The 22,249-nt window shown below is 47.0% G+C and carries 12 protein-coding genes; 9 read left to right on the top strand and 3 right to left on the bottom strand.

The window, feature by feature from the left end:
- Positions 1-270 precede the first annotated feature (270 nt).
- A complete protein-coding gene (locus QVE09_RS17720; RefSeq protein ID WP_315937842.1) occupies positions 271-1,176 on the top strand; it encodes an AraC family transcriptional regulator in 906 nt (301 codons plus the stop codon).
- Between the two features lie 475 nt (positions 1,177-1,651).
- Here the strand turns inward: QVE09_RS17720 and QVE09_RS17715 are convergent, their stop codons facing one another.
- The gene (locus QVE09_RS17715; RefSeq protein WP_315937841.1) at positions 1,652-3,298 is read right to left on the bottom strand and encodes an RNA polymerase sigma factor; all 1,647 of its coding nucleotides are present in this window, start codon (positions 3,296-3,298) and stop codon (positions 1,652-1,654) included.
- A 508-nt stretch (positions 3,299-3,806) separates the two neighbouring features.
- Entirely contained in the window at positions 3,807-4,292 is a 486-nt protein-coding gene (locus tag QVE09_RS17710; RefSeq protein ID WP_315937840.1) for a hypothetical protein, read from the bottom strand.
- A gap of 290 nt (positions 4,293-4,582) precedes the next feature.
- On the opposite strand from QVE09_RS17710, the gene QVE09_RS17705 reads away from it, so the two are divergent.
- Positions 4,583-6,178 (top strand): class I adenylate-forming enzyme family protein, encoded by a 1,596-nt coding sequence (locus QVE09_RS17705; protein WP_315937839.1) that lies wholly within the window; start codon positions 4,583-4,585, stop codon positions 6,176-6,178.
- 127 nt (positions 6,179-6,305) lie between these two features.
- On the opposite strand, the gene QVE09_RS17700 is transcribed toward QVE09_RS17705, so the two are convergent.
- Positions 6,306-9,074 (bottom strand): endo-beta-N-acetylglucosaminidase, encoded by a 2,769-nt coding sequence (locus QVE09_RS17700; RefSeq protein ID WP_315937838.1) that lies wholly within the window; start codon positions 9,072-9,074, stop codon positions 6,306-6,308.
- A gap of 433 nt (positions 9,075-9,507) precedes the next feature.
- On the opposite strand from QVE09_RS17700, the gene QVE09_RS17695 reads away from it, so the two are divergent.
- From QVE09_RS17695 to QVE09_RS17665, 7 genes are all read left to right on the top strand, one after another.
- A complete protein-coding gene (locus QVE09_RS17695) occupies positions 9,508-11,337 on the top strand; it encodes a sensor histidine kinase (RefSeq protein ID WP_397387054.1) in 1,830 nt (609 codons plus the stop codon).
- A gap of 1 nt (position 11,338) precedes the next feature.
- Positions 11,339-12,853 (top strand): response regulator, encoded by a 1,515-nt coding sequence (locus tag QVE09_RS17690; protein ID WP_315937837.1) that lies wholly within the window; start codon positions 11,339-11,341, stop codon positions 12,851-12,853.
- A gap of 281 nt (positions 12,854-13,134) precedes the next feature.
- A complete protein-coding gene (locus tag QVE09_RS17685) occupies positions 13,135-14,607 on the top strand; it encodes an ABC transporter substrate-binding protein (protein ID WP_315937836.1) in 1,473 nt (490 codons plus the stop codon).
- 77 nt (positions 14,608-14,684) lie between these two features.
- Entirely contained in the window at positions 14,685-15,614 is a 930-nt protein-coding gene (locus QVE09_RS17680) for an ABC transporter permease (RefSeq protein ID WP_315937835.1), read from the top strand.
- A 23-nt stretch (positions 15,615-15,637) separates the two neighbouring features.
- Positions 15,638-16,558: a carbohydrate ABC transporter permease gene (locus QVE09_RS17675; RefSeq protein ID WP_062837930.1), complete on the top strand. Its 921-nt coding sequence runs from the start codon at positions 15,638-15,640 to the stop codon at positions 16,556-16,558.
- Between the two features lie 36 nt (positions 16,559-16,594).
- Positions 16,595-18,949 carry a glycoside hydrolase family 3 N-terminal domain-containing protein gene (locus tag QVE09_RS17670; RefSeq protein WP_315937917.1) on the top strand — a complete coding sequence of 785 codons (2,355 nt, stop codon included), beginning with the start codon at positions 16,595-16,597 and terminating at the stop codon, positions 18,947-18,949.
- Positions 18,950-18,953: 4 nt separating this feature from the next.
- Complete coding sequence (locus QVE09_RS17665; RefSeq protein WP_315937834.1) at positions 18,954-22,187, top strand: alpha-mannosidase; 3,234 nt, start codon at positions 18,954-18,956, stop codon at positions 22,185-22,187.
- Positions 22,188-22,249 lie beyond the last annotated feature (62 nt).

The following is a 22,249-nucleotide window of genomic DNA, read 5'->3' as shown; positions in this document are numbered from 1 at the left end:
CTAACGGGCAGGTTAGTTTTAATACCTTCACGAATACCTTAATACGAGGCTACTAAAGAGTGGTTAAATAATAGGGTTTAAGCAGACTTAATGACACGGGAAAATCGAGTGTAAAAACACTACTAGATGCTTCAAACTAATAAAGACTTGGATTTATTTAGAGAAAAAGGATTCTGTATACGGATGATTACCACCTGACATTATCCTGCACGGAAAGTCAGGCGACATAAACTACCGGATGATATGCTTCTTACGAAAGGAGGGATTGTCGTGGATTGGCTAGAGAGAATGAATCGAGCTGTCAGCTATATTGAAGACAATTTAGAACAAGATATTGATTATGACCAAATCGCTAAAATCGCCTTATGTTCGGTTTACCAATTTCAGCGCATGTTTTCATTTGTACTTGATGTCCCATTGTCCGAATATATCAGGCGTAGAAGGCTGACGCTTGCTGCATTTGATTTAAAGAACAGGAAGAACACGGTGACGGATATTGCCTTGAAGTACAGATATGAAACACCTGAATCATTCTCACGAGCATTTCAAAATCTGCATGGAATGACGCCTACATTAGCTCGAAATGCCGGAAGTGAGTTAAGAGCCTTTCCTCGTATCTCCTTTCAAATCATATTAAAGGGAGTTGTCGGAATGAATTATCGGATTGAAAAACGGGATGCTTTTCAAGTTTATGGGCTGGAGGATATCTACCATTACGACACTATTGCGAATGAGGAGGGGATATCGATCCCCGAGGTTTGGCAAACCATCAGCAAAAATGGTGAGTTGGACCGATTATCCCAGTCGGTGAGCGGGGAATGGAGAGACGAAAGCAGTTTCAGCAAGGAACTTGGAGCTGTCTTTGCATTCGACGCCTATACATTCACAAACAATACGACGTTCCCTTACCTAATCGGGTGCTACAAAGCGCTTGATAGCAAGGTGAATGGATATACAGTTGTTGATGTTCCAGCATCTACGTGGGCAGTATTTTCAACATTACATGATGGAAATGGCAGCGGCAAGTATGATTTGAGGTCTTTGAAGAATCGAATATTTTCGGAATGGCTGCAAACATCAACATTTACAATTTTAGATGGCGGCAACTTCGAGATGTATGGTACAAGTGTAGATGGCTACGAATATTGTGAACTATGGTATCGGGTCGAGGGATAAAACGGAAAAACGCGACTGCCGACATGCCCGGTCACCGCGTTTTCTTAACTCGAAGATGTCACAAGGACCATTTCAGCATGGTTCATTTAACTAACGGGATACGTTAGCTCAATAACAACAAGAAAGCAGCTGATCATTGTGATTGGCTGCTTTTACTCAACTAACGGGCAGTTTTGCTGAATAGATCTGCTGAGTATGTGGAGCGTCTGGCCTCTCACGGTTGGTTGCGGACAAAAAAGATAAAAATCGTAAGGTAAAGGAGAAATCTGGCAGATACGATCGCGATTAAAAACTACCCATGACGCATGTGCGTCATGGGTAGTTTTTAATCATTTCCATACGTTCAGGAGGAGGCCGTGTGAAATAGCGATGTCCTAATCACTTCGTTGGACAGACAGAGTGGACAGACAAAGTTTTGCGTAAAAATGGCCACCGCCCGGGAACGGCTATTCTTCGTATAGATTTCCGAACCGACTTACTTGACCGGCCCCATCCAGGTTGAAATCGTCTTCTGCTGGTGCGGCAACGGCGGTTTCAACTTCCCGTTATCGATCAAATGCTTCAAAATATAAGCGACAAGCCGGCCTCCGCCGGTGTTGCCTCTCACCATGTAAGCAAGCTGCGGCTCCAAATGCTTCGGCTGATTTTGCAGGAACAGCTTGAGCATTTTATCGTAGAGCTTGCCGACAGCAGGCGCATACAGAGCGGACAAATCCGGCATTGCTTTGTTCAACCGATCCAACGTTTGCGGAGAGTCAATCCAAACCGCATTGAACTTGTACCCCTCCTTCGTCTTGCGGATGTACCCCTTCTCCAGCAGGAACGAATATTGCTCAGCGTTCTCTTCGTTGTCGGGCAGTTCCCCTTGTTGGAACGCATGACAAATCTCGACATTCCGATATTCCAGCAAACGCCAATCCATCTGGCGGTCGCTCCAGTACGTATTGAATTGCCACAAGTATAAAGGAGAGTCTTCGACGTAGCGGAGCGACGGACCGAAGGTGACGTAACTACTCATATCAAAACCCGGATCGGCATAGTGGCTCCGATTTAACGCCGCATAGGCAATATATTGACCTCCGTCCTTTCGCATTGGTGCGACCGCATCGAAGTTTTCGCCAGCCGGCATGCTCCGCCAAGATTGCTCCTCGATGTTCTTGGGCAGCAAGGTCCAGAGCAGGAAGTTATAGTCGCCGTCCGGAACGTAAACTCCGCTATCCTCGACTTGCCGGCGAACTTCCATTAATGCGTCGAAATGAAAATCGGCCACTTCGGCGGCGCAATCTTGCCAGAATTGATGACCAGCTACGGCTAACTCGAAGAGGTCCCAGACGATGGTATTGCTTTGATATTTGCCGGGAGAGGTTTGGATGAGAAAATTGTAATCGGCCAGGTGCCGGACTTCGCCTTCCAGCAAAGACGGCGGCATTCCGAGCTCCTCCGCGATTTGATGTACGGTACGCGCCCTATGATAAGCCGCGTAAACGATATTTTGCGCCAAGGCGCGTCCAAGAAAATCGTTGGTTTCGCCCAGTCTGCCGGCCGAACCGGAATGGCCCATTTCCCCCATGCTGACCGGATTGACACTTAAAGTTCCTGTTGCACGCATACGTTTCATCCCTTTCCGTAACTTCTTTTTAGCCTCGCTCAAATGCCACTTCACCGTGCCTACAGGAATGTTCAGAGCAATCGCGATATCGCCGATTTTAAGCTCGTCGTAGTAATGCATGACCACGATCCGGCGATGGATGTCGGACAGAAACGCGACTTCTCGGCGGAGCTCGCGGTAAGCTTCGGTTACCAGCAGCCGGTCAAGCGGCTCCCGGGAAGGGGCGGCAGACAGTTCGGACATACCGTTGATTTCGATCGCTTGGGGAGCGTGCGCACGCTTTTCCAACCAATTCACCCAAGTGTATCGAGCAACCGTCCAGACGTAAGCGTCAAGGCTTCTAATGTCCCGCACCCCAGAGAAGGATTTCAACAACTGCAGCATAATCTCCTGAGCCAGATCCTCCGCCTCGGCCCGGTGCTTGACCCGGTTTAACGCAAAACCGAAAATCGGTTTGACATAGCTCCGAATCGCTTCCGCCGCTTCTTTTCCGTTTTTACCAATTGAGTCCATTTTTTTCCTCCATAGTTGCATCTGTAATTCCTGACAATTATATAGTGTGCCAGGCGAAATAAAGGTTGGGATTATTTTTTAAAAAATTGGACGTCCTACCGGATCGCTCATATATGTATAATTACAAACATCATGAGTAGATTATTTGAATGGTTAAAAAGACGTTATGAATTTTTTGTTAAGTATATTGGAAAAGAATTAAACAAGTTGAAGATTACTTTAGATGTAAAGACCTCACTTTTAGTATATAAAGATACTTCTTTTCCGTTCAACTTCGGGAGGATACAAACTAGGAGCAGGAGCCGAAGTTCTTCTTCGGGGACTTGGGGTATTCCTTCGTTCCGTAGTTAACCAGGAGTGGTCTCGATTAATTATTCAAATGCATTTCACCTTTAGGAATGGTATATAATCCAGAAAATACGGACAAAAAAAGCCCTAAAGGGCTAATTCGATAATTATCATAATAAACTTTTCCTAGCACTCTCACTGGTAAAAGAAATTATTTCCTTTAACTTTCCCTTGTAGGAGTATGGGTAGCAAATTTCCATTTACCTTCCTCATGGGTTAAAGTTATTTTTGCAGAGAGCGACCCCTCATTGGCACGATACTTACTGACCTCTATGGCAATGTTATTATCTGATTGCTTCTCCTGCTTTTCAATTTTCAGTAAAATCCCTTTAAGCGTGTTTTCAGACTGTTCAGAAAGTCCTTCTTCAATCAATTCTTCATAGGTTAGGTTATAAATTTTTACGTTATATTTGCTGTGAAGGTAATCCCCAATGCTTTTCTTATCAGAATCCTTTAATGGAATTCCTTTATCGAAATCCAATGAGATATACTCCATGTTTTCATTAAGAGCTGTATCTGTTGAAATTAACTCCTCCAACGCCACACGATAAGGTTCACCTAGTTCATTCTGCTGACTAGAGCCAGTAACACCACGCGCGCAAGCTGATAGTAAAAATAACGCTACAACACTGAGAATAAAATACATTGTCTTTACTTTTATGATAATCCCTCCTTGGTACTCGTTACCTAAATAAACGTAATAATAACTAGAAATGTTGTATTTTAGTTTAAAAAGTAGGCCCAATTAGGCTACATAATTAAGTTAGCAAGTAGGTAAAAGGCAGGATCGTCTGTTGGCAGAACTGTAATATCAGGAGAATTTATGGTTTTAATAGGGGATAATGATTACTTATTATTCCAGATATATGCTACTCTCTTTTTATTCCATAGTTTTCTTAACGGAGAAATGGAAATTTAAATGTTGGAGGTAATTGCTTGCTTCTATCCGAACGATTGCCAATTGCAGCAAGTCTGTACCCTGAGGAACCTGCGTTAATGCGACATGGGCAAACGATGAGTTATGGGGAGCTTTACGGTCTAGTTGAAAGACTCAGTCAGGCCCTGTATGTTGAAGGACTCCGGGCCGGTGATCGCTTTGCCCTTTTAGGTGATCCAGATCCCCAGCTCGTTGTTGCGTTTTATGCAGCAGTTGGAATCGGCGCTATACCGCTCGTTCCTTCTCCTATGCTGACAGTGCCTGAACTCGCTGCCATATTTCAGGATGCAGAACCACATATGGTTATTCATGATGACCAACATGCTAACGCAGCTATTGCCACAGTAAAGCTTCTTGGGTATTGTCCAAAACTGCTCACGACAGACGAAGAAGGGACGAATAGCAGTTCGCTCGCTACTCTTTTACAGCAGGAACCCGCGTCCTATCCAAAAGACCATTTCAAACGAAGTGTAGACGATACGGCAGTCCTGATTTATACGGGCGGGACAACTGGTCGGCCAAAAGGGGTCATGCATTCGCATCGAGGAATGGCTGCTTGGAATCAACTTACGCCTTCTGCAGGCTTCGGTCATGATCTCAAGCGTCGTGTGTTAGTGCTCAACTTATCCCATCTGGTGGGTCAGTTCCAGCTGTGGGCGACCATGGCTGCCGGAGGCTGTCTTGTATTTCTAGACGAATACCCAGCGGATGTACATCGGATTATGGAAGCTGTTGAACGTGATCAGATTACACAACTCAGCACAGTAGGCCAACTGCTTCGTGATCTTACCCGCGAGGCATCCGCAGGAGGTAGAAACTTGAAGAGTCTATCACTTATTGGCTGCGGAGGGTCCATTATTTCCCCGGATACACTACAGGAGATCGTATCGCAATTTCCTGAAGTTATCATTGTGAACAACTACTCACAAGCGGAATGTGGAATGTCCATAAGCCGCCTTTTTCCTGCTCAACATATGGGCGATCCTCTTCGCCTTCGATCCGTAGGTCGTCCTGCTGACTTGGCTGCCCAAGGTGAGCAGGCCTTCGAAGTTCGGATATTAGATACGGACGGAAGTGAGACAGTTACGGGCGAGGCAGGAGAAATCGTTGTTCGAGGTGCACAGACCATGCTGGGGTATTGGCGCCAGTTGGAGGCTACTGCCGAGACCATGTCCGATGGCTGGATTCGAACTGGGGATGTCGGTTGTCTGGATGTCGAAGGTTATCTTTATGTGTTTGATCGCTTGAAGGATATGGTTATTGTGGGCGGTTCCAATGTGTTCTGTGCCGAAGTGGAGCATGTTATTGTGAGCCATGAGTCGGTAAGCGAGGCGGCCGTAATCGGACATCCTCATCCCGATGAAGGCGAGGAACTCATCGCTTTCATAGTGTTACGGGACGGTGAAAGTTTGGATCTGACACAGGTGCTGGCGTTTTGTGAGCCACACCTTGCTCCGTACAAATGGCCGACTCAACTGTTCATTGTGGATACTTTGCCGAGAACAGCCGTGGATAAAATAGACAAAAAGCAGTTGCGCAAGCATCTATCCTCAATTTCATCCGAAGGACTATGCTTAACGGAAAATGCTTTTTAATAGCTGTTGGGTAGAATATTTATTGTTAGATCAACAAGAACAGCCCTTCAACCTCCTTTTGGAAGTGAAGGGCTGTACGTTTTTATCTCAACTGGTATGCAGGTTAGCTTGAAAATACCTTGTAGTGTTACCTCAAAATCGTACTGGCCTGATTGCCCGCATAATCCTCAATGACCAGCTTCAAAGAGCTGTTGCTGGACGCTGGTGTGAAGGTCAGTTCACTCAGCTTTGTTCTGCCCCGAATGATATACGGGAATTTCTGCGAAACGTAAGTGACTCCGAACTCGCGTGCCACCCCATTTTCATAAACATAGATCTTGTACCAGTCCTCCAGATCCGGGAGGGCAAGTGTGTACTTTCCATCTTTTACTGTCACCTTTTCCTTGGCGTATGGTGTAATCTGAAGATCTGCGAGCTGTCCGGTATGGGTAACCGGGTTCTGCCCGCCAATGGCAATGTTCAGCACGTAATGTTCACCATTGGTCGGAAGTCCCGTCAGAACGGCAGATGATTTTCCTTTTTTGACCTGAAGCAATTTGGTGAAGGGTTCTTTTGTGTATTCGGTTTTTAGGGTGAGCTGAATGGACTCGTTGTCTTTGCCCGTATCATTCGCTTTCTTCGGGTTGTTCCAACTGGCAATGGCATCGCCATTTTTTTTGAATTTCACATCAATATTCTGAACGGCTGCATTCAGATCGTAAGGCAGGACGGTTGCTTCACTTTCGGTACCATCTGCACCCACCGCACGGATAGACAGTTCACCAGACGGCTGTTTTAGCGATTTGATATAAAAAGTGGAATCATACACTCCACCTACATAGGCGCCATTTTCATATAAATTGTATTGTTTGACCTCTGAATAGTCCTTCATGTCCCATGCAACAACCAGTTCGTCGGTGTTGGTCAGTGCTTTGGCAATATGGAATCCGGTCGGTGCATCCGGTACAGCCGCTGAACCGTCGGAAATGCGGATCTCGCCAATATTCATCTGGTAATTCTCAATCGCTTTGCCATTCGGGTCAAAAGATAACCCCATAGCGGCAATGGTTTTTCCATGATAGGCGCTCAAATCCAGCGAAGTTGTCTTCCAACCTGTAGTATGCTGGCCTGACTGAGGCACTTCCACTTTGACCACGTTGGATGGATCATCTTCGAAGATTAACCCAACATGCAGGGAAGAAGCGTCACTAGTGGACGGTTTGTTATACGTCAGCTCCAGTTTCGATTGCCCGTTGACGGACAGGTCGGTTTTGTAGAGGCGAAGGAAGTTCTCCGCGTTCAGTGTACCGTTCACCACGAGAGAGCTGCCGCCATTGAACGCGCCAATGGAGTCATAGTTGTACCTTGCACCTTTCTCATAAGATGGACCGTAGTCAAAATCAACACTGAGCTTGTCACCTTTACTATCCATCCACCATTGCCAAGTGACAGGGATATCCTGAATGTTAATATTCGACCATTCTTTATCGTTCGAGACGGCGCCATCTTCATAATATTTCAGACCGTGGCCCGTATTGAAGTTTGTGGCAAAAATGGAGCCGTTGATGACGGATCGCTCGGTAAGATAAGCGGCAATCCCATCCCAATTTGCGCCGGAAGCATACACATCCGACAGATCGGCAGATGCATTACGACGTGCATCTGTCGGGTCTTGATTTGGGCCAGACCACCATGCACGATCGCGTACAAAGGTCATCCACTGGTACTTATCCTCAGCTCGGTGATTGGTGCTGCCATCGCCCATCTCTTCATCGAGGGCGTTGTGGGTGAAGTCGGCACCCAGTGTCGCGATGCTATTCATGGGTTGACCGTTCTCATCTAGATTATGGCGCAGGTCATAGGATTGCTTCCAGCGGCCGAATTTGTCATGTCCACCTTCGACACCAGCAAATACGGTTTCCAGTGGATCCAGTCCCAGACTAAGGGCATGATCACGGGAATCGCGGAGCATCTTGTGGTTCCACACATAGTTCAGGAAGATGGAATCCGAGACTCTGCCGAGAACGGAATCCTGTACAAAGGGGCTGTTAAGCCCATTGAATTGGTTCTGGTATTGAATTTTGCCTGTTGTATTGATGGTGGAATCATACCACTGAACGTACAGGCCTTTATCTCTTAGATATTTCATGAATTTCTTGTAGGATGCGATATCTTCAGGGGCTACACCCCGGGCAACTTCTTCCTGATTGAAGAAATATCCATCGTAGTTGTAGTATTCCGCCATCTCGGCCAGTTTCTCGGCCACAGGGAAATTACCGTTTTCATCCTGGATCAGCATTTGTTTATAGGTTTGTGGGCCACGGTCATTATCCGAGAAAAAGATGTTAGCAATGGACTTAACGCCATTTTTGTGGGCTGCATTGGTGTAGGCCGGATTCGGAATGTTCAAAATACCAAACTCGAAGTATTTCTCCGTCCACTCTTTACTCGGGTCATACAGCTCCTCAGGTACTCCCGCAGAGGCCATGCCGTGCCAATAGCTGTAGTAGTCTGTATATTGCCAATAATTAAAGAGATACTGGCTGAATTCATTGGTATAAGGTGTGCTATCGAAGAATGCATTGCCGTAATCGCCACTCATCGTGAATAGCTGGGTGTCCGGGCTAAGCTCAGGATAAGCCTGTGTGGCAGCGAACGCTTCATTACGGGGCTGCAAGGGAACATGGGCACGAAGTAAATCGCCATGGATATCACTTTCGGGTGTCCAGTTCAGAATCTGGGCTGAGGTGTATCCGTGTTGATAGGGCTGATTCACCCCTTTGGCGCTTTCGCCTGTGTAAGGGAGCGTGTCTCCTGCATAAACGGATGATGCAACAACTTGTCCAAGCAGTGCCGTAGTCAGGACCATGGCCGTTATCTTGGGAATGAGGGCTTTTGGTTTGAGTTTGCGTGTCATGCTGTTCCTCCTTCAAGTGGAATGAATGTAAGGTATTCTTTTACACAAAGCTAAACTTATGGTTAACGATAGTGGATGAAAGCGTTTTTAAATAGGGTGAAATTAAAGAAACACGGATATAAACTAAAGAAAAGTTGCAGGTGACAAGTTAATGTCAGAAGCCTGGTGATATAATTCAATATAAGTTGAACTAATCATTTACACGATAACGGAGAGGGCAGAAAAAACCTGAAAAAGCGAAGCTACAAGCTTTCTGCAAGAAAGCTGCATCGGAAGCATACGCTATCACCGGATTTTCCCTTGGGAAAAGAGAATCGAAAAAATCTGGGGATAACAGCGATTGGAAGGTTATTCTGTCATCGTAGTGTCAGTGTAAGTAATCTTTAGTTCAACTTATATAGTCAGGAAAACAGCATCGGAGGGAACATGTGACTTGAAAATTGTTAGCGTTTACAATAATTTCTTCAAAAATAATATGTTTATGAAAATGCTGCTGATCTTCTCGATGATATCGATTGTCACGATCATTACATTGTCTTATATCATCTTCCTGTCAGTGTCCGACTCCACGATTCGCCGGGAACTGGCGATCCAGAAAGCGGCTATGGAACACGTGGATCGATACATTCATCAGCAGTATGAATCGGTACAAAATATGGTGAGGGATATGCATCAGAATGAGGCACTCTCCGCTAACATTACGTATCTGATGAATCACTCATACGCTGAATATGTTCAGCACATGACAAATGGATATTACGCCAACCAGGACGACTATTCGGCCGATGTGTTGAAACATTTTCAGAACATCATGGATCGCAATTTGCAGATTAACCAACTCATGTTATATAGCGCAGAGCAGCAGGATCTGTCGACCTTTAATCAACACAAGCAGTTCCGCAAGCTGGACGCCAATGTGGCTCATTCCTATATTCCGGACGTGATGGCGATGGAAACGCCCAATATCAGTGCACCCAATTACTGGATTCGCAAAGAGATCAATCAATGGGACCCTGCGCTCTATTCCATCCGCGTACCGATTAACAATACACAGACCCTTCGGAATCTGGGCCAGTTTCTTGTCTTCTTTGACTCGGAAGGAATCGGGAATGCGCTGGATAACTACGAGAGCAATCTCAAGGGAGAAATCGTGGTGTTATCGGCCAAAGGCACAGTCCTGTTCGACTCCAACAATCAATATTATGGCAAGCAGTACCCCTACGTGAATGTGGCCGATTCCCTGTTTGATCAGACGGATATGGATTCGATGAAAAAGGAGCAGAACATGTATGTGAACAAGTTTGTCTCCGCGGATCAGGGTTATGTGGTTATTGGCACCGTTCCGGTAGAAGAGATGGCTGAAACGTATGCGGGGATTCGCAATACCATCATCTCGATCAGTATTGTGTGTATTCTGTTTGCCGTGCTGGTTCCGGCGTTTTTCATTATCAACTTTGCCAAACGAACCCGCCGAATTATTCGCTTCACCCAAAAAGTGAAATATGGCAATTTGACGGCTCGCATCGACGATCCGCGTGATGATGAACTGGGGCAGATCTCACATAGCTTCAACGATATGCTGGATGAGCTGAACCTGTACATTGAACGAGTCTACAAAGCCGAGATCAAACAGAAGGAGACCGAGTTGGTCGCATTACAGGCGCGTATCAACCCTCATTTTCTCTACAATACACTTGAAGTGATTCGGATGAGGGCCATATCCCAGGGGGCGAGAGACGTCGGCGAGATGATCTATAGTTTATCCGTATTGTTCAAGAGCCTGGTACAGCAAAAGAAAAATTATACGCTGAAGGATGAGATGGAAGCTTGCCGTTTGTACCTGGAGTTATTCCGAATCCGCTACAAGGATATTTTCATCTATACGATCCAGATCGACGCTGCTTATTATCAACACCCTGTGGTCAAACTTTCGCTGCAACCCATCATTGAGAATTATGTCGTACACGGCATTCAGACAGAACGTTCGGATAACCGATTATCGATTGTTGTGGAAGAGACGGATGATGTGGTGCAAGTGGAAGTCAAAGATAATGGCAAAGGCATTGATCCGGCACGCCTGACGGAAATCCTTGAAGAACTGGAACGTCCTGAAGAGTCTGGTCAGATGTTCGGGCTGCGCAGTGTTCATAGTCGATTGCGCTTCCTGTATGGGCCAGAGTTCGGTATCACCATAGAGAGCACCCTCGGAGAAGGAACACGGATCAGGGTGCGTTATCCACATACAGAAGGGACAGGTGTTTAACATGTACAAGGTGTTTATTGTGGACGATGAGCCATTCATCATTGAAGGTCTATACGATATTGTGGATTGGTCTTCATTTGGAATGGAAATTGTGAGCCATGCAGGTAATGGGCAAGCAGCGTTACAGGTGCTATCTTCTCAGCCTGTGGACATTCTGATTACGGATATATCCATGCCACTCATGAATGGCCTTGACCTGATTCGGGAAGCAAGGCGAGTGAAACCTGAGATTAAGGTCATTATCCTCAGTGGTTTCAATGAGTTCGAATATCTGAAGGAAGGCATGCAACTGGGGATTGAAAACTATCTGCTCAAACCGATTAATGTAGAGGAACTGGAATCCACGCTGCGCAACACGGCGTCCAAGCTGGATCATACGGTATCACCTCAAGCCGATGATGCGTATGGCATTCAGATTCTGAAAGATAACATTCTTCATCGATGGCTTACAGGACAGATTGCAGCTACTGAATTTGAAGAACGTGCCCAGTTCATGAATCTTTCGCTGGATGCACCGGACGTTGCTGTGGCCATTCTGCGTGACAAAGGACAAGTACCCGGCATGTTTGAACGTGTAGAAGAGATGCTTAGAGACAGACGCCATCTGAACGTATTTCATGATATCGATGGAGACATCGTCATTATTGCCAATATTCAGGGTACGAGTGACGAGGAACGGAAGTTGATGGATGGCCTTCAGGCGTTATCTGATGAGATAACCGTAACCCATCCGGCGGCACGCATTGGAGCAGGCAGGTTGATGAAGGGACTATACCATGCGCCGACCAGTTATGCCGAGGCCAAAAAAGCACTCCAGTATGTGATGATTTATCCCGACCTTAAAGTCATCGATCATGCCATACTGCAAAGGTGCGGAAGTTCAACGGCGACCTTTTTCATTGATTGGAGGGAGTACGCCAAACTCATTCTATCCCGCAATACAGAACAACTTGCCGACCGGATTCGCATGGATTTTGAACAACATCGCGATGGGCTTACACCTGGGGAGTTACAGAATACCGCACTGGAAGTTGTGATTCGCTTCAAAATGGAACTGGAGAGCATCAAACACTCGGATGAGTCTACCATATACCAACAAGGGCTTCAACTTGTGCTGGACAGTGGCACTTTTGATGAACTCGTGCGGGCGCTTCAGCAGGTTGGGTCGCAGACGATCCAATCCCTATTGCAGGATCTGAAAAATCCAATTGTGAACCAGGTGCTTCAGCATATCGACAAACACTACGCAGAAGAGCTTTCCCTGAAGCTGCTGGGTGCCCACTATCATCTGCATCCGGTGTATTTGGGACAATTGTTCCATAAGGAGACAGGGGAGACGTTTGCCGAATATATCAACAAATACCGGATTGAACGTGCGAAGGAGCAACTACGCAATTCCAATCTGAAGGTACATGAGATCGCTCGAAATGTGGGGTATTGGGAGACGGGATATTTCTATAAACAGTTCCGCAAATATGTGGGAATTTCACCGACTGATTTCAAGGTGTTTGGTTAATTCGGTGACGGGTAGATCCAACTATGCGGACAGAGAGCCAAGAGACATATCGGGAACAGGAATGGCATGGATGAAAATCATGGCATACGTTACCCGACATGTCTCTTTCATGTAAGCGATTTATTTAAATGGGTACAAAATAGTTGCCCAAGGACGATTTCTCTTTAATTTGTACCTCGAAAACTTAAGTTTATCTTCTTTTTGTAAATGCTTTCATTCGATAAGGTTAAAGCAGTTAGTAAGTAGAGCCTAAGGGAACACGAAAAGGGAGGATCAAAGAAATGAGTAAACAAAGAAAACGCTTCTCACTCGTTCTTGCATTGTTAATGGCCGTTACACTTGTTCTTAGTGCCTGTGGAGGAAGCAAAGATGCTTCAGAATCCGGGGGAGCTGGAGATGACGCGGTAGAGTTGATCTGGTATACCATCGGTACCCCTCAGAAAGACGTCAACAAAGTGATGGAAGAAGTCAGCAAGTATACCAAAGAGAAAATTAATGCCACGGTAACGATGAAGATGGTTGACTGGGGTGACTACCCGCAGAAGATGCAGGTTAACGTAGCATCCGGTGAGCCAATGGATATTCTGTTCACCTCTTCTGGTGGATTCGATTATGTACAAAATGCCAGAAAAGGTGCATTCCTTGAACTGGATGACCTGCTTGCTGAATACGGTCAGGATATCACTAAGACCATTGATCCCGCATTCCTCAGTGGTTCGAAGGTAGACGGACACAATTACGGAATTCCAGCCAACAAAGAACTGCCTCAACAAGAGGTATGGCGCTTTAACCAAATGCTGGTTGATAAATACAAGTTGGACATCTCTGGCGTTCGTACGTTAGACAGTCTGGAGCCTCTGCTCAAAACAATTAAGGAAAACGAGGCGAGTGTAACACCATTTGCCATGGATAAAAACTATGTTCCTTACGTGCCTTATGACTATGTCATTCAGAATCTGCCAATGGCAATCAAGCTGGATACAACAGACTATAAGCTTGTAAACATACTGGAAACACCTGAAATGAAAGAAGCACTTACCACGATGCACAAATACTACAAGGCTGGTTATGTATCGGCAGAAGCGGCAACAACAGGTTCCACGAACGATCTGACAACATCAGGCAACTGGTTCCTGGATCGTGCACAGACTCAGCCGCTCGCGGACAATCAATGGTCTGCAAGTTACGGTTATCAAGTCGTTTCAACACCTGCAAGTGAAGCAATTATAACGAATACATCTGTACAAGGTTCCATCATGGCCATCTCGGCCAACTCGGAATATCCAGAGAAAGCGATGGAATTCCTGAACCTGCTGAATACAGATCCTGTGCTGCGTAATATGGTGGACTCCGGTATCGAGGGCACACACTACAAAAAAGTGGATGACACACATATGGAAAATCTGCCTGAATCGAAAAACTACGATATGCCTTCATACTCCCTTGGGAACAATATGCTGCTCTATCTGAACAGCAATGACCCGGATAACAAATGGGATGAGTTCAAGAAGTTTAACGCTGAAGGTGTCAATTCCCCGATCCTCAGCTTTAACTTTGATGCAAGCAATGTATCGTCTGAACTGACAGCGGTACAGAACGTGAAAGAGCAATATTGGGCAGCACTGATGACAGGTACACTGGACCCGGCAGCCAATCTGGATCAAGTGATTGAGAAGTTCAATCAAGCCGGACTGGAGAAAGTAATGGCTGAAGCCCAAAGCCAGCTGGATGCCTGGAGAGCGGAAAACAAGTAACAGTACATCGTAAGGATCGGGCGGCTGATTATCGCGTCCGGTCCTTTTTCATTCAAGCCTGAAGGAGGATATCCACAATGACTACATTTTTGAAAAATCTGATTAGAAACCGAGTCATGCTGCTCATGGTGCTGCCAGGCGCCATCTGGTTCTTCTTCTTCTCCTACTTGCCACTTGTGGGCACGGTGGCTGCTTTCAAAGAATATCGATTCAGCCGTGAAGGGTTCTGGGCAAGTCTGATGAAGAGTGAATGGGTTGGCTGGGACAATTTCAAATTCCTGTTCAGCACAAGTGACGCATGGCTCATTACACGCAACACCCTCTTTTATAACATCGCCATTATCTTCCTGGGACTGGTGTTTGCTGTGGCATTGGCAATACTGCTCTCGGAACTAGTGAATAAACGACTCGCCAAACTGTATCAAACCGGCATGTTTCTGCCGTATTTTCTATCCTGGGTTATCGTTGGTTACTTCGCATTCAGCTTCTTGAGCATGGACCGCGGGATGTTGAATCAGATTATCGGCTGGTTCGGGATGGAACCAATTCAGTGGTACTCTGAGGCGAAATATTGGCCGTATATTCTGGTATTCGTAGCGTTATGGAAAACCATAGGTTATAGCAGCGTTGTCTATCTGGCTTCCATACTGGGAATTGATAAATCACTGTATGAAGCAGCCATGATTGATGGAGCAAACAAGTGGCAGCAGATTCGCAATATTACGATTCCGTTGCTGTCACCCATCATTACGATTATGACCTTGCTGGCCGTAGGCCGCATTTTCTATGCCGACTTTGGACTTTTCTATCAGGTGCCAAGGGATTCGGGTACGTTATATTCCGTGACAAATGTTATTGATACGTATGTATATCGAGGTTTGAAAACTAGTGGTGAGATCGGGATGAGTACGGCTGCCGGATTGTATCAATCTGTGGTGGGCTTTGTGCTTGTTATTATCTCCAACTATGTGGTCCGCAAAATCGATAAAGACAGCAGCCTATTCTAGGACAGGGAAAGGAGTGAACCACTATGGCTCAAGCAGGGCTTGTTAAAAAACGCGACTTCCACCACGTATCCAGCGGCTGGAACGTGATCATGAACATCATCGCCGGTTTATTTGCTCTGATCTGTGTATTTCCTTTTATATTTGTAGTCATTATCTCGTTTACGGACGAGAAAGCACTGGCCCGTGATGGGTATCGTCTGATTCCGGCAGAATGGAGTCTCGCGGCATATCAGTTTGTCTGGCAGAGTGGGGACACGCTGCTGCGAGCGTATGGAGTTACCATTCTGGTGACGGTACTTGGTACCATCATCAGTCTGATTCTCATGTCGCTGTATGCGTATGCGATTTCCCGCAAGAGCTTCAGATATCGGAGATTTTTCTCCATCTTTGCGATTCTGACCATGTTGTTTAATGGCGGGATGATTCCAACCTATATGGTTGTATCCCAGCTGCTTGGGTTGAAAGATACGTTATGGGCACTGATTCTGCCGCTGGCGATGAATGCCTTCTATATTATGATTCTGCGTACATTCTACTCCACCAGTGTGCCGGATGCAGTCATTGAATCGGCGAAAATTGATGGCGCCGGTGAGTTCTATACCTTTATGAAAATCGTGATTCCACTTTCCTTGCCGGGACTGGCAACCATCGGGTTGTTCAGTACACTCGGTTACTGGAATGATTGGTTCAATGCGCTATTATACATCGATAATCCGAATCTGGTACCGCTGCAATCCATGCTAATGCGGATTGAGTCAAGTATCCAGTTTATCCAGCAGAACTCTGCTAACAGTTCGATGAGTCTGGCAGCCATGCAGTCCATTCCGCAGGATACGTCCCGAATGGCGATGGTTGTGCTTGCCACGTTGCCGATTATATTCGCTTATCCGTTCTTCCAGCGTTATTTCGTACAGGGTCTGACGGTGGGCGCGGTCAAAGAATAACCGGATCACGCTATAGGATTGGAGAGATGCAGATTGATGACTTACAAGGACCAAAGCAAATCCGTAGAGGAACGGGTACAACACCTGCTTAGCCTGATGACTACGGAAGAAAAGGTAGGCCAACTTACGCAGCCATTTGGCTGGCAGACCTATACGAATGATCAAGGGAACATCACGTTAAATGATTCCTTTAAACAGCAAGTGGAAAATGGGGGTATCGGCTCCCTCTATGGTGCACTTCGCGCAGATCCGTGGACGGGTGTTACGCTGGAAAATGGACTATCCGCCAGAGAAGGCGCTGAGGCGGTCAATCTGATTCAACGCTATGCGGTGGAACATTCCAGACTGGGGATTCCCATCTTAATCGGGGAAGAGTGCTCGCATGGACATATGGCCATTGATGGAACGGTCTATCCTGTCCCCCTTTTACTGGGGAGTACATGGAATGTGGATCTGTATCGGGAGATGTGCCAGGCAGTAGCAAGGGAGACACGTGCCCAAGGTGGTGCGGTCACCTATTCTCCGGTACTGGATGTTGTGCGTGATCCGCGCTGGGGACGTACCGAGGAATGTTTCGGTGAAGATCCGTTTCTCATTGGAGAGCTGGCAGTTGCTTCCGTGGAAGGACTTCAGGGTGGAAGTCTTGACCGTGGAGATACAGTAGCGGCAACGCTGAAACATTTTGTTGGTTATGGCAGCTCGGAAGGTGGACGTAATGCAGGGCCTGTACATATGGGCTGGCGCGAACTGCTGGAAGTGGATCTGTATCCATTCCACAAAGCGGTGGAAGCTGGCGCTGCATCGATCATGCCAGCATATAACGAAATTGATGGCACGCCTTGCACGGTAAATACGGAATTGTTGGAAGATGTATTGCGTAAGGATTGGGGCTTTGACGGTCTGGTCATTACGGATTGTGGTGCGATCAACATGCTGGCAAGTGGGCATGATGTCGCGGCAGATGGAATGGAAGCTTCCGTACAGGCGATTGAGGCAGGCATCGATATGGAAATGTCCGGTGAGATGTTTGGGCAATATCTGGTGCAGGCGGTAGCAGAAGGTAAGCTTGATATGCAGGTTCTGGATCAGGCTGCTTCTCGCGTGTTGGCGTTGAAGTTCAGACTGGGCTTATTCGAACAGCCTTATGTGGATGCCGATCGGGCAGCAGAAGTAATTGGCAGTGAGCAACATATTCTACTGGCACGCAAGTTGGCGGCGGAAGGTGTTGTACTTCTCAAAAATGAGGCTGAAACTCTACCTCTATCCACAGCAACAGCTGGGCGGATTGCCGTCATTGGTCCCAATGCGGATCAGGCTTACAATCAACTGGGCGATTACACATCACCACAGCCGAAGTCCAAAGTGGCGACGGTACTGGAGGGGATTCGCAGTAAGCTGGCTAATCATGTGGATGGGCAAACGGAGAAGAGTTCTGTTGGTCCTTTGACTGGTGACAGCAGTACAGATCAGGTTCTCTATGCACCAGGCTGCCGGATCAAAGGTGATTCGAAAGAAGGGTTCGAGCGTGCCCTTGAAGTTGCCAGCCAGGCAGATATGGTCATTATGGTGGTTGGTGGCTCCAGTGCACGTGACTTTGGAGAAGGAACGATTGATCTGAAAACGGGCGCTTCCAATGTATCGGATAACTCCTGGAATGATATGGAGTGTGGCGAAGGGATCGACCGGATGACGTTGGGTCTTGCCGGAGTACAGTTGGAACTCATTCAGGAGATTCACAAGCTCGGCAAAAAACTTGTCGTTGTTTACATTAATGGTCGTCCCATCACTGAACCTTGGGTGGATGAACATGCCGATGCCATTCTGGAGGCGTGGTATCCAGGTCAAGAGGGCGGGCATGCCATTGCAGATATTTTATTCGGTGATGTGAATCCGTCAGGAAAATTGACGATCTCCATTCCGAAGCATGTTGGCCAATTACCGATCTACTATAACGGCAAACGTTCCCGAGGCAAGCGTTACCTCGAAGAGGATCTGGAGCCTCGTTATGCATTTGGATATGGACTGAGTTATACCACATACGAGTACAGTGAACTGAAGCTGAGTGATGCTTCCATGACAGCCGGTGAGTCAGTTACGGTATCTGTGAATGTGACCAACACGGGCCTTTATGCAGGTGCAGAAGTAGTACAGATGTATATCTCTGACGTGGTTAGTTCGCTGACTCGTCCCGCCAAGGAACTAAAGGGGTTTGCAAAAGTGAACCTGGAGTCTGGAGAGACACAGACCGTGGAATTCCAAATCGGAGCCGAGCAGTTGCAGTATATTGGTCGTGAGTTGAAACCTGTCGTTGAACCGGGACAATTCCATATTCATATCGGCAGCAGCGTAAATGATACGCAAATAGCCGAACTGACCGTAAGGGAGGCGTAAGACGTTGGAACGTATCAGACGATTTATTCGCGAGTTGTCCGAACATCAGTGGCTGGAGCAATTGCAGCTGCGCAGCTGGGACATTACCCGCGCTTATTACAATGTGCCAGGACAGTATGAGGATCAGGGTGAATACCTGGAAGGACAAGATTTTGAACGTTTTCCGAGCAAACAGGGAACGACTTATTTTTTTAGAACACGTCTGGAGATCCCTGCTACATGGCAGCAATCGCCTTATGGGCTTGTATTTGAAACAGGGGGAGAAGGTTTGCTGCGGGTAAATGGGCACGCTTATCAGGGCCTTGACCGCAATCATACCTACGTCACGCTTGATCCGTCCAAAGTCGGAAACGCTCCGGAACTTGAGATTGAGATGTTTGATCCAGTACCTGAACCTGTAGACCCGTTGAATCAACAGGCGGTTATTCAGCCGCCGATCACATCAATTACGAGCCTGCTGGTTAGACCCAATGAAGCCGTTCGCAGTCTGATGTACACCGTCATTATTGTGCGTGATTCGGCTGTGCTGCTGCCGGAAAGTGACTTTCGGCGGGTTCGCCTGTTAGAACTGGTGTATCGTGCGATGGATCAATTTGTAGGCATGTCAGCAGAAGAGATTGAGCAGGGAGAGGGTATTCGTCAGATTGAGAATAATCTGAAGCATCATGTGCGTGAGATTGGCGGAAACGCAGAAGGTCTGGAGCATATGGTGGGACAGTCCCATATTGATATTGCCTGGCTGTGGCCTGTACGTGAGACGGTACGAAAAACGAGCCGTACTTTCTCCACCGTGGATGCACTTATGAATGAATATCCGGACTATGTTTATTCCCAGAGCCAACCCTTGTTATATGCATTTCTGAAGGAACATGATCCCGAGTTGTATGCACGAGTGAAGCAACGGATCGCAGAAGGACGTTGGGAACTGGTTGGCGGCATGTGGGTTGAGCCGGATCTGAACATCCCAAGCGGGGAGTCCCTGATTCGCCAGATGTTATATGGCCAGCGTTTCTATATGGAGGAGTTTGGCAAGACATCACAGATTGAATGGTTGCCGGATACGTTCGGGTATTGTGCCTCTCTGCCACAGATTTTGAAGCATGGCAATGTGGAATATTTCATGACAACAAAGCTCGGCTGGAATGACACAAATGTGTTTCCATATGATCTGTTTCACTGGGTGGGCATTGACGGTACGCCAATTCTGTCATACCTCAATCATGGTGTTAATGAGCATACGCTGCCGAAGGACATTCATGATCACTGGCAGTCGTATCGTGAGAAAGCAGCGCATCCGGAGCATATGCTTCTGTACGGACATGGAGATGGCGGCGGTGGCGTAACACGCGAGATGCTGGAGTATGTGGATCGTGCAGACCTGATGGTTGGACAGCCCGCAAGTCGATATAGCACAGCTGGAGCTTTCTTTGCCGGAATCGAAAAGGAGCAACCGCTACTTCCGAAATGGCATGGTGATCTGTATCTGGAGTTACATCGGGGAACCTACACGACACATGCGCGCAATAAGCGCAACAATCGGAAAGCGGAAGTTCTATATCGTGAAGCTGAGCTGTGGAATACACTCGCTCTGCCAGATATGGAGGCGAATACCGAAGCTGAAGTGCGTTCAGCACTGCATGATGGCTGGAAACTGATTCTGCTGAATCAATTCCACGATATTATACCGGGATCGGCGATTACAGAGTCCTACGTGACTTCGAATGAGGAATATGTACAGGTATTTGAATTGGGCAGAACCGGATTGAATCAGGGTGTTGCAGCATTGACAACGGGGATCAACACAGGGGGCCCAGAAGGTTCAGTAGCTTATGTTGTATTCAACAGCCTGGGCTGGAAACGTAGTGCGGTCGTTCAACTTCCTGTGCAGGATGGTTTGGATCGCTACGGCATCGATGAAAAAGGCCAGCGCTTGCGGATGGATCGGGAGGATGGCAGCATGTCTATTCTCTTGACAGACATTCCGGCGTTTGGATATAAGACGATTTGGCTGGTACCGGAAAATACAAGGGAAACGAATGTACGGGAAACGGCCAACCTTGCCTCGAAACCAACTTTCAATGATACATGGGATACTGCATTTTATCATGTGCAGTTTAACGAACGAGGAGAGATTACTCGTCTGTGGGACAAGACCGCAGAGCGTGAGATGCTGAAGCGGGGTGAACGTGGCAATCAGCTTCACTTCTTCCACGATCGTCCGACACTCTGGGATGCATGGGATATCGACAGTCGTTATGAAGAACAGATTGCTGGCGAAGTGGAGCTGTTGGAGAAAAAGCTGGTGCTGGCGGGTACAACGAAGGATGTCCTGCGCTTCCACTGGAAGCTTCATCAATCGGTAATCACACAAGATATCGTTTTTTATCATGACTCACGGCGAATTGACTTCCAGACACAGGTGAACTGGAACGAGGATCACAAACTTCTAAAAGTTGGTTTCCCAATTGATGTGGTGACCTCCAAGGCCACATTTGAAATTCCATTTGGCGCACTGGAACGCCCAACGCATCGCAACACAAGCTGGGAACAAGCCCAGTATGAGGTCTGTGGGCATCGCTTCGCGGATGTATCCGAATATGGATACGGCGTGAGCCTGCTCAATGACTGCAAATACGGTTACGACGTGCAGGGAAGTACCATTCGTTTGTCCTTGCTGCGCGCACCCAAATGGCCGGATCGCACAGCCGATCTGGGAGAACATGAATTCACCTATTCCCTGTATCCACACGACGGAGATTGGCGAACAGCACACACCGTACGTCAGGCTGCTGAGTTAAATCATGAGGTTACAGTACAGCAAGTGAAACAAGTGCAACAAAAGGGCCAGATACAACAAGAGCAGCAGATAGAGCAGATAGAGCAGGTACAGCAGAGGGAAGAAGTACAGCAAAGCACAGGGACTGAGGTAGCTCCAACCGCAGATGCAACTGCAAATGCCAAACATTCTCGCCCAGCTACGGGCTCATGGATTAACTTCAACAGCAGTCACGTGATTCTGGATACCGTCAAAATGGCAGAGGATGGGCACGGAACAGTCCTTCGTTTCTATGAATCGTCAGGCAAACGCGAAAACATCACATTGCAATGGCCACATGCCTTTGAGCAAGCCTATCACTCCAACGCACTGGAAGAACCGATCAAACCACTGGCCCATACCAATGGTCAGATCACATTATCTTTTAAACCTTACCAAATACAAACCGTGCTACTGCGGTAAACCTTTTTGAAATATTTTGAGCTATACATGTCCAGCTCTTTATTCACACGTTAACGGAGAGG

Source organism: Paenibacillus sp. ClWae2A (genome assembly GCF_032452295.1).
GTDB lineage: Bacteria > Bacillota > Bacilli > Paenibacillales > Paenibacillaceae > Paenibacillus.
Note: the sequence above shows the minus strand (reverse complement) of the source record. Positions and strands in the feature narration are given on the sequence as shown.